At 53.4% G+C, this 14,613-nt stretch carries 11 protein-coding genes and 3 pseudogenes; 4 read left to right on the top strand and 10 right to left on the bottom strand.

The window, feature by feature from the left end; genetic code table 11:
- Positions 1–22: 22 nt before the first annotated feature.
- From tnpB to ACSQ3H_RS27675, 5 genes are all read right to left on the bottom strand, one after another.
- Complete coding sequence (tnpB, locus tag ACSQ3H_RS27695) at positions 23–376, bottom strand: IS66 family insertion sequence element accessory protein TnpB (protein ID WP_436117572.1); 354 nt, start codon at positions 374–376, stop codon at positions 23–25.
- Positions 373–912: an IS66-like element accessory protein TnpA gene (gene tnpA / locus ACSQ3H_RS27690; RefSeq protein WP_436117571.1), complete on the bottom strand. Its 540-nt coding sequence runs from the start codon at positions 910–912 to the stop codon at positions 373–375. The genes tnpB and tnpA overlap by 4 nt, the downstream gene beginning before the upstream one ends.
- 401 nt (positions 913–1,313) lie before the next feature.
- Positions 1,314–2,576, bottom strand: a complete 1,263-nt coding sequence (hemA, locus tag ACSQ3H_RS27685; protein WP_436120272.1) for a 5-aminolevulinate synthase — start codon at positions 2,574–2,576, stop codon at positions 1,314–1,316.
- Between the two features lie 82 nt (positions 2,577–2,658).
- Positions 2,659–3,138: a GNAT family N-acetyltransferase gene (locus tag ACSQ3H_RS27680; protein ID WP_436120271.1), complete on the bottom strand. Its 480-nt coding sequence runs from the start codon at positions 3,136–3,138 to the stop codon at positions 2,659–2,661.
- 119 nt (positions 3,139–3,257) lie between these two features.
- Positions 3,258–3,509, bottom strand: a complete 252-nt coding sequence (locus ACSQ3H_RS27675; RefSeq protein WP_436120270.1) for an acyl-CoA thioesterase — start codon at positions 3,507–3,509, stop codon at positions 3,258–3,260.
- Positions 3,510–3,577: 68 nt separating this feature from the next.
- Here ACSQ3H_RS27675 and ACSQ3H_RS27670 point away from each other — a divergent pair.
- Positions 3,578–4,168, top strand: a pseudogene (locus ACSQ3H_RS27670) (IS6 family transposase); the annotation flags it as partial.
- Positions 4,169–4,451: 283 nt separating this feature from the next.
- Here the strand turns inward: ACSQ3H_RS27670 and ACSQ3H_RS27665 are convergent.
- Positions 4,452–4,907 (bottom strand): annotated as a pseudogene (locus ACSQ3H_RS27665) (transposase); the annotation flags it as partial.
- A gap of 2,277 nt (positions 4,908–7,184) precedes the next feature.
- Between ACSQ3H_RS27665 and ACSQ3H_RS27660 the strand changes: the two are divergent.
- Positions 7,185–8,083, top strand: a pseudogene (locus ACSQ3H_RS27660) (recombinase family protein).
- A 52-nt stretch (positions 8,084–8,135) separates the two neighbouring features.
- Here ACSQ3H_RS27660 and repC read toward each other — a convergent pair.
- The 3 genes from repC to repA form a co-directional block, all read right to left on the bottom strand.
- Positions 8,136–9,347: a plasmid replication protein RepC gene (gene repC / locus ACSQ3H_RS27655; protein ID WP_436120269.1), complete on the bottom strand. Its 1,212-nt coding sequence runs from the start codon at positions 9,345–9,347 to the stop codon at positions 8,136–8,138.
- A 158-nt stretch (positions 9,348–9,505) separates the two neighbouring features.
- On the bottom strand, positions 9,506–10,510 hold the full coding sequence (gene repB / locus ACSQ3H_RS27650) for a plasmid partitioning protein RepB (RefSeq protein WP_436120268.1): 1,005 nt from the start codon (positions 10,508–10,510) through the stop codon (positions 9,506–9,508).
- 72 nt (positions 10,511–10,582) lie between these two features.
- Positions 10,583–11,782, bottom strand: coding sequence for a plasmid partitioning protein RepA (gene repA / locus ACSQ3H_RS27645; RefSeq protein WP_436120267.1), 1,200 nt, complete (start codon positions 11,780–11,782; stop codon positions 10,583–10,585).
- Positions 11,783–12,296: 514 nt separating this feature from the next.
- Here repA and ACSQ3H_RS27640 point away from each other — a divergent pair.
- Positions 12,297–12,515 carry a hypothetical protein gene (locus tag ACSQ3H_RS27640; protein WP_436120266.1) on the top strand — a complete coding sequence of 73 codons (219 nt, stop codon included), beginning with the start codon at positions 12,297–12,299 and terminating at the stop codon, positions 12,513–12,515.
- A 36-nt stretch (positions 12,516–12,551) separates the two neighbouring features.
- On the opposite strand, the gene ACSQ3H_RS27635 is transcribed toward ACSQ3H_RS27640, so the two are convergent.
- On the bottom strand, positions 12,552–12,863 hold the full coding sequence (locus tag ACSQ3H_RS27635) for a hypothetical protein (RefSeq protein ID WP_436120265.1): 312 nt from the start codon (positions 12,861–12,863) through the stop codon (positions 12,552–12,554).
- A gap of 995 nt (positions 12,864–13,858) precedes the next feature.
- Here ACSQ3H_RS27635 and ACSQ3H_RS27630 point away from each other — a divergent pair.
- Positions 13,859–14,311, top strand: a complete 453-nt coding sequence (locus tag ACSQ3H_RS27630) for a hypothetical protein (protein ID WP_436120264.1) — start codon at positions 13,859–13,861, stop codon at positions 14,309–14,311.
- Positions 14,312–14,613 lie beyond the last annotated feature (302 nt).

The following is a 14,613-nucleotide window of genomic DNA, read 5'->3' as shown; positions in this document are numbered from 1 at the left end:
CAGAAGACTTTTCTGCCGGATATCAAGCCATTTCCGGGCGCTTTGGCAGATTAGGCGCAACCGTCCTACGCCAGTCAATGCCCTCGATCAGAAGCGCCATCTGCGCCGGTGTCAGTTGCAATGCACCATCGACAATCGATGGCCACACGAACTTGCCTTGCTCCAATCGTTTGGAGAACAGGCACATGCCCGTTCCATCCCAATAGAGCACCTTCAGATAGCCGCCGCTTTTTCCCCGGAACAAGAACATATGGCCGGAGTAAGGATCCGCATGCAGCTTATTGACCACGTCGGCCGACAGTCCATCAAAGCCACGGCGCATATCCACTGGTCGGCAAGCCAGATAAACCCGGGTTCCCGGTGCAATCTGGATCACGGCGTTTCATCCAGAGCCGACAAAACTCTTTTCAGAGCCTGCTTGCTCACAAAGGCATCAACGCGGATCCGCACACCGTTCGGCAGATCAACCTCGATCACACCAGCCCGCTCATCCAGTGCAGGACCTTTGGCTGGAAGGCCAGACCATCTGGATTGTTGTGGAATCTCAGAGACAGCTTGATGAGACGCCTCCGAGTTTGATTGATCGGATGGCCGCACTGCCGGCAACGGCGCAACCAGAGCAGCTCCTTCGTCATCACAGCGAGCAAACACGCCGATGGGGATGAACTCGTTTTGGCCCTCGACGATCGGCAGAGGTTCAAGATCAATCGGCCGTGGGCCAAGCTTGCCTGCCTCGGCCGCACGTATCCAGCCAAACAGCTGATTGTTATTCACGCAATGACGGCGGGCAACTTCCGCTACCGCAACACCAGGAAGTTCCGTCTCCCGGACGATCTGCCATTTCTCTTCATTCGTCCAAGACCGGCGCCGGCGCGAGTACTCTTCAGCTTCATCCAATGTCATCAACGTCATGCTAAGTGTCCGCTTATTTTAAGTGGACACTATCTTGCCCACACAAGCGTCGGTAGGCGGTTGATACGCCACGCTTACTTACCTGGGGCGGCGACAAGATTTGTTCCAAATCATACGATAACGGGGCGATTTCAGAACAAAAGAAGCACAAAGGGCCTATCCTTTGGCTAAAACCCTGGGAGCCGTCGGGATTCTCCTTGATCTTCATCAGGGCAACTATCTGGAAAGGTTAATGAATCTGGTTAGCGTATGATTTGGAACAAATCTTGTCGTCGCCCCTTATTGGGCGTACATTCTACCACTTTCGCGCATGGAGATCTTTGCGGTTTGTGCCTGAAAACTCTGACAGATGGGCGCGTCCGGAATTTCTGAAAACAATAGGTGTCCGATCCATCAGCCTCTTATTCGGCGAGCGTTACTACCCGTTCGCTTGTCTCAATTGCCGGAGCGCTGTCCTTCGAGAAGGGAATGCCGAGCGCGGTCCAGACTTCAACCAAAGCGTCCTTCAGCTCAACAACGAGGTCGTTCGAGTGGAACGGCGTCGGCGTGATGCGCAGGCGCTCGGTGCCGCGTGGTACGGTCGGGTAGTTGATCGGCTGAATGTAGATGCCATGACGCTCAAGAAGACGGTCGCTGGCCTTCTTGCACAGTTCGGGATCACCCACATGGATCGGCACAATATGGGTCTCCGATTTCATCACCGGAAGGTTCGCCTGCGCCAGCACATCTTTGGTAAGCTGTGCCTGACATTGATGCATCCGGCGCTCTTCTTGTGATACCTTGAGATGCCGGATCGACTGTGTCGCCGCTGCAGCAATGACAGGAGGAAGCGCCGTCGTGAATATGAAGCCTGGCGCATAGGAGCGCACAGCATCGATCACGCTCTTCGGCCCCGCGATATAACCGCCGAGGGTGCCAAAAGCCTTGGCGAGCGTGCCTTCGATAATATCGATCCGGTCCGACAAGCTTTCGCGATCGGTAACGCCGCCGCCACGATTGCCGTACATGCCAACGGCATGAACCTCGTCGATATAGGTCATGGCATTGTATTTGTCCGCAAGATCGGCAATGGCTGCGACCGGAGCGATATCGCCATCCATCGAATAGATCGATTCGAACACAATGAGTTTCGCACGCTCCTTGCCGGCCGCCTTCAAAAGCTCTTCGAGATGGGCAAGATCGTTGTGGCGGAAAATCTTCTTCTCCGCGCCGGAACGGCGAACGCCCTCGATCATCGAGGCATGGTTCAGCTCGTCGGAAAGAATGAGGCAGTTCGGCAGCAGTCTGGCGATCGTCGAGATTGACGCCTCGTTGGAGACAAAGCCTGACGTAAAGACCAATGCGGCTTCCTTCTGGTGAAGATCAGCCAATTCAATCTCGAGCTCAACAAGCGGATGATTGTTGCCGGAGATATTGCGTGTGCCGCCGGCGCCCGAGCCCATGCGACTCGATGCGTCATGCATGGCGGCAATGACATCCGGATGCTGACCCATGCCGAGATAATCGTTCGAGCACCAGACAGTGATTTCGCGTGTTGTCTCCGCGTCACGCCAAATCGCACGCGGGAACTTACCGACGATCCGTTCCAGATTAGCAAAGACCCGGTAGCGCTTTTCAGCGTGCAACTGATCAATCGCGTCTTCGAAAAACCGACGATAGTCCATGAATTGCTCCTGTATCATGAACTTACTAGCGTTTCGTGCTCGGCAAATACATGTCGCGAACATGGGCATTTTGCCACGGAAGTCACGCCTTGCTGATCCGTTTGCTCATGTTAATTCCAGTGGTTCGAAATCCACCGGTCCGGTAGATGTGGTGCGCGCGTTCGTTGTCGGCGGCAACGCGCAGCCGAATTTGTTCAAAACCTTTATCGGAAAGAGTAGCCTCCAGAGCGCTCAGCGCCCTCTTGCCATAGCCATTCCCCTGATACGCGCGAAGAATATGGAAATCGCAGATGAACGCCGAACGCGAATCCTTATCCGGGCGGTACCAAAGATAACCGATAACATCGTCATTTCCACGCTCATCGTCGGTGATGCAAAGCAATACTTGGCCTTCTGTGTCGGGGCCGTTGGGCAGGTCATCAGCGACTTCTCGTTTTGCCTGCGCGAGAGCTACGGTGTTGGACAGACCATAATTCGTCGAAATCTCTGCCGCGTAGTCTGGAATAAAATAGTCCAGATATTCTGGAAACTCGCTGCCGTGCATGGGCCTTAATACAATCATCAACCGTGTCCTCTTATTCGATGTCAGCCGTCACACCTGCATCGCTATCCGCTTTTGCCAGGATCAGATAGCGCTGCGGAAGCTAGATATCATCTCGCCGACGAGATGCATCGTGAAAATCAGACAGCGTTGCTGCGTTTTTCCGGCTCAAGCGTTTTGCGGACGAAATAGCATTTTCCACCCTTTGTGAAGCGCCGCTGACGGCCATCACCATCGATGAGGGCGCATTCAACCCTTGCTTCGACCAGAATGTCGCCGCCGCGCCAGATCGTTTGCGCCAGATGTGCACGGGCGCCGGAAATCTCGCCCGTTTTTGTTTCGATGGTCAGAAGATCGTCCACGCGTGAGGGCCGACGGAATTCGATTTTCAACCTCCGGATGATCCAGGCGGGCGCTGTAACCTTAACTTGCAAGTCATACCGATGGCCGACAATGCGTAATGACCAAGGTTCGCGACCATCTCTATCACCGTCATCGTTTTCCAGCCGAAATCATCGCCGAAGCGGTATGGCTGTACTTCCGCTTTCCTCTGAGCTTTCGCATGGTTGAAGACATGCTGGCTTACAAAGGGATGATCGTCACCCACAAGACGATCAGGCTATGGGCAGAAAAGTTCGGGCGGGACTATGCCAACAAGGTCCGTCGGCGGACACCACGTCTTGGCGACAAGTGGTACCTTGACGAGGTTGTCATCACGATCAACGACAAGAAGCACTGGCTGTGGCGGGCCGTCGATCAGGATGGTTTCGTCCTCGACGTTTTGGTGCAAAGCCGCAGGAATGCCAAGGCTGCCAGACGGTTGATACGCAAGCTGCTGAAGCAGCAAGGCTGTACACCACGTGTTATGATCACCGACAAACTCCGCTCATACGGTGCAGCCAAGCGCGAAATCATACCAGGGGTCGAGCATCGCCAGCACAAGGGACTGAACAACCGCGCAGAAAATTCGCATCAGCCGACACGGCGACGAGAAAGGATCATGAAGCGCTTCAAATCATCAAGGCAGCTTCAGCGATTTGTCTCCATCCATATGTGGACGGCTCCCGCTTGCAAGCGTTTTCTACAGATATTTTGATTAGATCGCTTGCTTCCATATGTGCGGCCTTTGTGTGTGGCTGCACATGACCACTGGCCAAGATGGTTTCCGCGACGCGAGTTCCAAACACGATCTCGACCTTTGAAGGCCAATGGATGGAACGGAGTTTCCCGCATCTTGGATCGATCGATCGCACCGTCTGCTTTTCTCTTGCAAGTTCACAGCATCAGCTCAACACGGTGGCACTTGGTTCCCGCTCACCGTGATGGCCAATCTCTTATACTGCCTGTGTTTGTCCTTCTGGCCGCCGGTACGTCTCGCCGCTCACCATAAGCTTCCAGGCAACACGGGCGATCTTGTTAGCCAGTGCCACTGCAACCAGTTTTGGTCTCTTCCGCTGAAGGAGTTCGAGAAGCCATCGAGACGCATGTTGACTTCGGCCTGTTCTGACATGCTGAAGAAGAGCAGTAGCACCAACCACCAATATGCTTCGCAACATCTCATCGCCAGCACGCGTGATCATACCAAGCCTGGCCTTGCCCGCGGTCGAATGATCTTTCGGTGTCAGCCCGATCCAGGCTGCAAAGTCACGGCCCGATTTAAACATTCTCGGGTCCGGGGTCTTCATCATTAAAAGCGATGCGCCAATCGGGCCGACGCCTGGGATCTGGGCCAAACGTTTGCTACACTCGTCAGCACGATGCAGCGCCATGAGTTTCTCATCGACCGTTTTGATTTTTTGCCATGCGCTCTGCGATGCGAATATCTTCTCCGGGTGGACGGAGAGCTTCTCGATCAACGACGGATCAACCTGACGCCGACGCATGTAGTCAAGTGCAGCCGCATTGATCACGTAGTCTTCATGGCCTGCCCGCAGCAGCGACAGGAAGCTCAATCGAGATTTTGAACGACCTGTTCTGAAGACGGTAAAACGCTCGCCGCCAATATGGGTTGTTATGCCCTCGCGCCGCGCATGACGCGCACCGGTATCGTCGACTGTGATGAACGGCGCTGTGATCAAGCCTGCCCGCAAGACCGAGAGGTCTTCACATGCAAACCTGTCGAGATCCGTGGTCAGGATGCGAACGACCTGGCTCTTCGATATCTCGACCCCGATACCATTCAGGATCGATGTCAGCCGTTCCGTTGTCACCTGACCTTGCGCATGCATGGTCAGACAAAACTGCCGCAGGCCAGGACCGATGCCGCCGACAATGCCATCCGGCAAGGGCGCAAGAATTGTCTTGCCGTCCACGGTGACCCAGCGCTCGCGCCGGTAACGCACGACTTCCGCAGCAACAACCAGCTCGCGCACCAGGATTGTTTCGTATCCCTTGAAACGTGACCCTTCCGGCGCATCCGCCTTGACGATCACCTCGCGCGTGACACGATCGCGCTTGACACCGCGGCCACCCTTGCTGCTATTCTTCCCGGCCGCAGGCCTACTTGCCTTCTCCATCCCCGATGGCCGGAATGGCGGTCGCGGCGGCAAATTCTTCAGCCGGGCGATTTCGTCTCGAAGCAACTGGTTATCGAGGCGCAGACCATCGTTTTCAAGCCTCAGTCGTTCATTGTCGTCACGTAGGCTCTGGTTCTCGGCGCGCAGCGCTCCGACGTCCGTTTCGAGCTCGTGCATCTTGCCGACCAAACCCGCAACCAGCCGTCGCATGGCACCGAGCGACAACGTTTCAACAGAATCAACAGATGGCAGCTTCATGCCACCTTGAATCAGAATTCGCTGCGCTTGAAAATCTATCTGCCCGGTGTCGCTTCTGACTAAGCATTTCAATCCGCAAAACGTCATACGGTTGTTGAGTTTTTCGGGTATTCTGTGGCTGATTTCGGGCTAAGGATTTCAATTTTCTGGCTAGGCATTTCAATTCGACAAGCCATTGAGATCATTAGAAAGTAGCTCAGGCGAAGGGCAGCGAATTGGTAGGACATCGGATAGAGCTGCAGAAAAATCGAGATTGACCATTGTTACTGGCTCATATGCAGGCAATTCATTGTTCTACATAGGTTTACGCACCGCCTGCACGCTGAGAATTGAAATCCTTAACCAGAAATCAGCACCCGATTTCTGGCTAAGCGTTTCAAATTGAAATCGTTAGTCAGAAGCCACACAGGGCCGCGATCTCCGCTTCCATCGCGTCCATTTTGCCAACAAGGCCAGCGACAAGTCGGCGCATCGCGCCGAGTGACAACGTCTCAACAGAATCAACAGAGGGTAGCTTCATGAGCTCGTTGAATCACAAACTCAGAAACCTGCAAAGCTGTCGCTAACGTCAGCCGCCACCGAATGTGGCTTCTGACTAACGATTTCAATTCCGGAAACGTCATATGTTTGTTGGATTTGGCTGGTATTCTAGAGTTGATTTCGGGCTAAGAATTTCAATTTTCTGATTAGGCGTTTCAATTCAACAAACCTTTGATAACGCTATAAAGTCGCTCAGGCGCATGGCCTCGAATTGGCAGTTCTTCGGAGATTGCGGCGGAATACCAAAATTGAGCAACGTTCTGCAGTCATTTGCCCTTAATCCACTGTTTTATATAAGTTTACGCGACCGTTGCACTCTCAGAATTGAAATGCGAAAGCAGAAATTCAGCACCGATTTCTGGCTTACCGCTTCAAATTGAAATCGTTAGCCAGAAGCCACACCGGGAATTTGGTCCGGTTACCTCAAAGTCGAAGTTTGTCGATCGTGCGTTCAACACTTTAACTTACTGTTTACGTTAATATTTTTTGCTATACGGTATCTAATCGGCGCTTAGCTTCGGCTTATTGGACTGCATTTCAGATTCAGCGGGCAACGCTACGCGAGGAACTGCCGGACCAACTCACCCGAAGTCCAGGACGGTTCCCAAGTCCTCCAAATGCGCGTTTTCCTTATATTTCGGGCATTTGTCGCGTATGGAGATGCGCGCTTTACCTATTATCGGCATTTTCAAACGACCGTTTATCCATAACTTGCGACATTGTACAAATATGTTTTGTTGCTAGAATCCTCGAATGAAATCTCTCCAAAAGCCCCGTCTAATCGGTTATGCTCGCGTCTCCACTGAAGATCAGGTCCACGATGCCCAGCTCATAGAACTAAAAGCCGCGGGCTGTCACAAGATCTTGGAGGAACACGGATCGGGCGCGTCACGCGCCCGCCCCGTACTTGCAAAGCTCCTGCACGAGATCCATGCCGGCGATGTGCTGGTAGTGGTGCGGCTCGACCGTCTGGCACGCTCAGTCAGCCATCTGCTTACCGTCATAGAGCAATTGGAAGAAAAAGGCGCACACTTCCGCTCCCTGCATGATCCGATCGATACGTCCACACCACAGGGCATGTTTTCGCTGCAGGTCCTCGGCGCTGTGGCCCAGCTGGAGTGGGCGTTGATTTCCGAACGCACCAAAGCCGGTCTCACAGCCGCGAGAGCCCGAGTAAACTACCCGGCAATCCCGGCTTCCGGGAGCAACGGCCCGAGGCTCTCGCCAAGGCATCGCGGGCGCGTGAACGCAGCCACCTCGCAGATCTGAGCACGACCATGACGTCCTGGTTGCCGGTGGTGCAGCGCATGCGGCCGGATCATCCCTGGGAGGATGTGGCACGCAGTCTCAACCGTGAGAGCGGACAGAAATGGTCGGTTGATCGCTTGCGCCGTTCGGTCAGAAGGCTGGTACGAGAAGGATTGGCCGATCCTAGACTGATACGGCCCTCGCCTCGTCGCGCACCGCAAGACCGATTAATGTCCCTTATCAGCGGCATTGCCAACGCCAATCCGGACCTGACCTTGCGCGACATTGCCAACCAGCTCGAAGCGATGCATGAACGCACGCCGCGCGGATCGTCGACTTGGGCGGCCTCCTCAGTCAAGCACCTGCTCGACAGAGCCAAGAAGCTCGGCTTGGTATCACAATAGCCGTTGCAGCCCTTACCATCCGATAAATTGCAGGGCGGCGGCGCAATCCCAGTCATGTCGCCGTCACCAGTTGCGGATGGACCCCATTTGCCTTCAGCCCCGCCATCAGCATTGGCCCAACGGAAAACTCCCCTGCCCTCGCCTTTTCGGTCAAAGCCCGCAGGTAACCTCCGGCAGAATCGATGTATTGAGCCCGCTGTAGGATGCAGGCAATGACGATGGCAGTGTTCTCCTGGCCAAAGACATCGAGCGCATCCTCATACGCCGAGCGGGAAATGCCGAGATAGCCCCTCACCTGTGCCGCCGTGGTCATCAGATCGCGCCAGTTGCTGATCCCGCTTGCCGCATAGTCAGCGATTTCCGGACAGGCCTTCATCACCAGTCCAAGCGGATAGGCCTTTGTGGCAACCTCGGCCTTGGGTTTTATCAGCTCGAGTTTCGACCCTTGGTTTTTTCCAAAGCGAGGTTCAAGATCAGAATTAGAGTCGGGTTTTGAATTCTGTTGCTGCGGTTCATTCTGAGACTCATTGGCGCTCGGATTCTCAGTATTTATATGTTTTTCCAACAGCATAGCCACTTCGTCGTGCAACGCCGCCAGATCGCTTAGGACTGGTTCCAGGGCGGCAAGCACTGTCTGGCGCGGGATTGCCTCTACAATCGCCCGGAACCGCTTCCAGAGCGTTCCCCAGTCGCCGGGAACGGCTTCCGCGACGGCAACCTCAATGAGCTTGGCGATATCGCGCCTGTGCAGCGTAATGCGCTCCCGGACGAGCTTGAGGGCCATCGACGCAGCGCGCACGCTCTCGGCGGCCTGCTGCAGCTCTTCTGCGCGTGCCAGCAGCGGCGCCAGGGAGAGGCCGAACGCGTCGGTGATCTCCCCTCCCCTGCCCTTCCTTGAATAGCGTTTGCCGTTGGGGCTGTCTTTGCGGGTGATCAGGCCGCATTCGACGAGTGCTGCCAAATGCCGGCGCAACGTGGCGTTGGCCATGCCGTGGGCACGCATGGAGAGCTGGACATTCGAGGGAAATACCACCAGCCCGTTTTCCACCGACAGTTCGTTATCGGGCAGAAATGACAGCAAAGCGTTGAGTACCGCTAGGGAGCGGTCACCCACACCGATGATTTCCTTACCTTCACACAGCCAGCGATAGACCTGCCACTTGTCGGCCGTCTTGCCTTCTTCGATCTCCTGCGCTTGCGTTTTCAAATGCGTAAGCGACATCGACCGCCGCCCAAAGGGCGTCGTGATCAAATTTCCAAGCATCTCCATTTACCTTTTCAAGAAGGCAAAAGAAACGTACCCGCCAAAACGACGCCAATGACTCTTGACAGTGATTCTCGGAAATGCGATTCTGAAGCTGCGAGACTTACGAGAAAGGCTTCCGCGACGGCAACGTACGGGGGCTTTTTTCTTTTGCGGTTTTAATCTCCTGTTCCAGTCATCTTTTTCGATTCCTTGAACGCTAGATAGAGCTGATCAAGGCTATCGGTAATGAATGCACCGAATTCCTGCGCGTCCTTCTCTTTCAATGCGATCGAGAACGTCTTGCCTGAAACTTTGGCAATCGCGCTTATTGATTTGTCGGCAGTAGCCCAAGCTCTCTCGGAACTAGCTCCGGCACCCTTTCTAATTGGCTTCTTCGACTTCGACCCCGTAAGAAAATTGTAGAGAAGATCAAAGCGTTCCACTGACGATGTCGAAGCAAAGTCCCGACTAGCAACATAGCTTTCAGCAACCGCAGTGTGACGCGGATTTTCAATAAGCTTGCGGAGGTCAAGCCACCTGTCGCGGCCGATACCTTTCGCTGGTCCAATGGCTTCTATGATACCTTCCGGAATTGCCTTAGGAATGGTGAGCATTTTCGACAGTGTTTGGTAGTCTATAGACAACGCTGCCTGAATGGTTTCCCGCGTATAACCAAGGCTCTCCAGTCGATTGGCAAACTGCACACGCTCAATGAAACTGAGATCCGCTCGGGCTGAATTCTCCTGCCCTTGGCTGATAACGTGATCCAGGTCCGCGAGGTTTTTCACGACAGCGCGAACCGTTCGCCCCAGTTCCTTCGCGACTCTTACACGCCTATGGCCAAACACGATCATAAAACGACGGCTGTCTTTTGGATGTGGTCGAACCAAAATCGGGGTGTCCTGCCCTCTTTCCTTTACTGCTTCAAACAATTCGCGATATTCTTCATCGTCGTTATCCGGCATACGATCAACAACGAAAGAACCATCCAAAACGTCCGGATCGAGTTCAACGACAGTCTCGCCGTCAACCAACTTCAAAGCCTGTTTGGCCAACTCATCGATTGACGATGACATGGATTTCGCTGCTCCAAACTTGCGAAATCCAGAACTAGGCTCGGATTCGTCCTCAATGATGGATTCGTCCTTCATAATGCTTTCAAAAATATTTTTCCGTGCCATTTTGCGTTCCTCGAAATCGGTTCAATGATCTGATTTCATTGAGTGAATTTCGTATTTAGTCTGCAGTCTATTTCATCGTCCCCATGCGTCATGAATGAGATCCCGGACTTCCGAATTGACGGCCTCCATGGACTCCATTGCACGTTCATAGGTGTGCCGATTCATGCCCGATTTCTCTACCTCATACAGGGTCTGTTTCGTAAGACCTGCATCGGATATCGCAGTCGATTTGAGCATCTGATTTTTTAACATCTGAGGTGCCAGCATCGACTGCATGAAGCCCATCATTTGCGCCTGCGGTATGTCAGTTGGCTCGTAGCGCGTGATCAGATACCTGAACCAGTCGAGATCGACATCGCCGCCAGCAGCATTGACGGTCTTCAAGATGTCGCCGAGCATCAACAAAAATTGCGACATCGACATCAAATCTAGCATCTGCGGATGAACCGTAATGAGCACCGCTGTTGCAGCTGCAAGCGCCGTTAGCGTCAGGTAACCGAGTTGAGGTGGGCAATCGATGATGACAATGTCATAGCGATCATCAACTTCCTTCAGCGCCTTCTCGATGCGGTTCCAGAATGTCTTCCCCTCGATGGGGTTCTTGCTCTGCATCGCCAGTGGAGTGTCGTATTCGTACTCCTGCAACTCAAGTGAAGCAGGGATTACATCGAGCCCCGGGATGTTGGTCGGAAGTATGACTTCAGAAATAGGCTTCCGCTCGTCATCGTATCGGATGGCTTCATATATCGACGGATTCTGATCCAGCTCAGGCTGAATACCGTACAATGCGGAGAGGGATGCCTGAGGATCGAGGTCGAGGGCGAGCACACGGTGACCAGTGAGAGCCAAGTGCTGAGCGAGATGTGCAGCCGTGGTGGTTTTGCCTGAGCCCCCTTTAAAATTGACCACGGCAACGATCTGAAGCTTCTCGCCACTTCGCCGGTGCGGAACGTATTTCTTGACGTCGGCGCGACCGTTACGATCGAGCCATTGACGCAACTGCATGATCTGCTCGGCCGAGTAAGTCCTGCGTCCACCAGAATGGATCGTCGGCTCCACTGCCTTCCCCTCCAAGTGCAACTTCTTAAGGTTGCTGGTTGAAACTCCGAGGAAATGGGCAGCTTCCGCCAGCGAAAATTGGCGAAGAGTCTTACGCGCGTTCGGCGGAAAAGTTTCCATGCGAAGCATATTCAGTTTCCGGGATATCTCGCGACCTTGGGCGAGAATCGTGTCATCAAAAGAAGCTTTTTTGGTTGGCGCTGCGATGTTCATTGTTCCTGAAACCCCAAGTGACGGCATTTCCTCGAAAACCGTCCGAATACCGTCATTATGTCCGATTCGTTCCATTCGACAAGAACTTTAAAGTTAACAAAAGGTTAACGGTATGCGGTGTAGGTCATTGCTGTGGATTTCTCGATCGCGCCGCAAAACATGACAACACTACAGATGGTGACAGGCGTCGTTACTCGTTGATATTACGAGATGTTTTTATAGTTTAGACTGCAGTCTATTTTCGGGGAAGTCCACGTGTCAGCACTTTCGTCGCTCGTAACGTCAGAAGATGTGCTACGCTAAACATGAAAGCAAACCAATCTGCTGGATTCGGGCACCGCAGGGCCGGGCACGATAACCTTCTGAACACTAACGTGCTCAAGAACCGCCTAGACTTGCGGGCGCGTTGCAATTGGCAGCGCAACTAGGCATGTAACCACAACCTCGTCCCGGGACACCACTACGCGGAAAACCGAAGGCCGTTCTTGAAGACCGGCTCGTATCTGGTCGATAAATGGCGGCGTTTATTTCTGGCTCGCTCGGCCAGTCATTGGTCATGCCGCCCTCCCACATCATACCGTCCCCGATCCCGATCTTTGGATTGGGGCGTCCGCACTTTGATGGTTCGAACAGTTTCTCTTGTCTTCTCGGTCTTGTCGTTGGCACGCTGGCGCTCCTGTTCCGCCGTTCGGAGAGTGGGCTCGTATCCCGTTCCTCGTCTCTGCTGGCATGATCTCTCGCCTGCACAGCCTGTTGCGTGCGGGCGATATCAACTGCCTTGCGCATCGATGTTTTCCGTGGCGCTTCGCGGTCGTCGGCGCGATCCTTGCCGCCGACGCTCCTTGCGCTCATCGCACCGGCTGACCGTCACGCTTTGATCCTGCCATCGGTACGTGAGGCAAGCTGCAGGTCGATGAGTAGGGTGATGACCTTCGACCAGGTTGACTGCTCCCTTCTCGATCGGATGCAGAATATTCGCCGCGACATTGATGACGGCCTTGGCGAGGCGCTCCTTGGCAATGTCGGCCTGGGGATTGCGAGATTGGCGTTGTCCCGAGCATGTGTACTTCACCTCTTTCAAGTGCGGGATCCCGACCGGCGCCGATGGCTGTTTAGAGGCGGTCGTACTCGTGTGTAAGCCTAATGAGCGGATCTTTGCTCAATTCCGGGCTGTGCTGGACACTGAACGATCCTTACTCACACAATCGAGCATATCAATCACGCGGCTGGATTTTTGCGGTGTCTCGAAGCGTGTCATCGCTGCGTCAAATTCGGGGGGGCGGTCGGCCGGTCCCGGATCCTCAAAATGAACTTTTCAACAAAGGATCCCGGGGAGGCGACCCCACTCTATGAACATCTCCCCACCCCAATGTTTGATTGGCAGTGGTTCGGTACGATCGTTACGCTTTGCTGCGCAAGTGGGATACCGCGCTCTCGGGTTTTTCGGCGAAGTGCATTTGCCACTCCGTGAAATCACGGATGTTGGGATCGAGGCACTTGCCGAGAGAATAGCACAGGGCCGCGAGAACGTGGCGGTGAGATGGTTTGGTCGCGATTCTCGACGGCATCGGCCTAGTGGTGTACGCCGAAATGCGAGCGCAGAAAAGCGGTGCCGGCTCTGACTAGCTGGTCACGGTCAACTCTGGCGGGACCTGAACTCAGGGGGTTCATAAACGCGTTGCTGGTTTACGTACATCAAGGATGCAAATGTTTCCGTTTGCAAAATGAATAAAACATGAGGGTAATAGCGATTGCCATACGAGCATCCGCAGGATGCTTCACAGCGGCTCACCAACCACTGCCAAGTATCCGTTCGCCATCTACACCGAGAGCAACCGTTAGTTGGCGAGGAAAATATTTTTCAAGGTATTTTTAAAGTAGATTTTATATCAAAAATTGGTTTTACAGTATTTATTTCTCCTAGAACACGGTTTTTACAACAACATCGCGTCCAAAATGTCGTTCCAGTTTTTTCCGACATTCATACCATCTAGACTAATTTACAATTTGGCTGTATTATTGTGATGTACAAAAATCTTTGTACTTACATTAATTGGCCGCTAGAAAGGGTCCTCTATGACTATAAACCACCAACGATCATACATATTATTAGACAACTCCATTGCGCGGATTCTAAACGATCTGAAAAATGGCAACATATCGGTCGCAGCAACACATGAGGAGATACAAAACAGATATCCTTTGGGCGGGGATAACTGGAGAGCCTATCGTGAAGCCCGTCGCGACTTTGCCTTTGAAAATGGCTGCCTCGTGATATGCGATGAAATATCCGGCGAGTTTATCATTGCTCATAATGATATCTCCGGTGAAATCGAGCCTGATGCTGCATACAATCACTTCTTGTCGGCAAGTCGCGAACGCTTGGAAAGCGGCGAAAATTTTCGACTAGCGATGTATCGTTTGCCGTCCGGGGATTATTCGGACAAGTCCCAAGATTATTTCATGAAACACGGTGAGTACCTGTGGACATATCCAGCCAAAACACAACAGCATGTCAAATTCAGCTAATGGCACCAGCGGATTTACACTGAAAGCCCGGTATCGCGCCGGGCTTGCGTTGCCTTTGATAAGTTCACAGGGGTCTTTGCCACTGCACGCCTGGTGATGCAGCGCACCTCGACATTTGCTGTAGTCCTATATGGCACCTGCCGGCGAAAACTCGCCGGCCACCCACTTTAGAAACATATTTAACGCAAAAATGTTGACCGTTGAAGGCTCCGCAGAACTTGCCTGGCAGGAAATTCTGAAGCGCCGATACCAGGAATTCGAATGTTTGCGCCGATAGGAAATTGAGCCATCATTCTGTTGAT

The sequence above is a fragment of the Phyllobacterium sp. LjRoot231 genome (assembly GCF_964253365.1).
Taxonomy (GTDB): Bacteria; Pseudomonadota; Alphaproteobacteria; order Rhizobiales; family Rhizobiaceae; genus Phyllobacterium.
The sequence above is the reverse complement of the archived record's forward strand: the minus strand, read 5'-3'. Positions and strand labels throughout refer to the sequence as shown.

Bases quoted from the DNA above. Each gene is read 5' to 3' on its own strand.
- repA (WP_436120267.1), bottom strand. From the start codon at position 11,782: ATGAACATCGCAGCGCCAACCAAAAAAGCTTCTTTTGATGACACGATT.
- repC (WP_436120269.1), bottom strand. From the start codon at position 9,347: ATGCTTGGAAATTTGATCACGACGCCCTTTGGGCGGCGGTCGATGTCG.
- repB (WP_436120268.1), bottom strand. From the start codon at position 10,510: ATGGCACGGAAAAATATTTTTGAAAGCATTATGAAGGACGAATCCATC.
- hemA (WP_436120272.1), bottom strand. From the start codon at position 2,576: ATGGACTATCGTCGGTTTTTCGAAGACGCGATTGATCAGTTGCACGCT.
- ACSQ3H_RS27630 (WP_436120264.1), top strand. From the start codon at position 13,859: ATGACTATAAACCACCAACGATCATACATATTATTAGACAACTCCATT.
- ACSQ3H_RS27640 (WP_436120266.1), top strand. From the start codon at position 12,297: ATGGCGGCGTTTATTTCTGGCTCGCTCGGCCAGTCATTGGTCATGCCG.
- tnpA (WP_436117571.1), bottom strand. From the start codon at position 912: ATGACGTTGATGACATTGGATGAAGCTGAAGAGTACTCGCGCCGGCGC.
- ACSQ3H_RS27680 (WP_436120271.1), bottom strand. From the start codon at position 3,138: ATGATTGTATTAAGGCCCATGCACGGCAGCGAGTTTCCAGAATATCTG.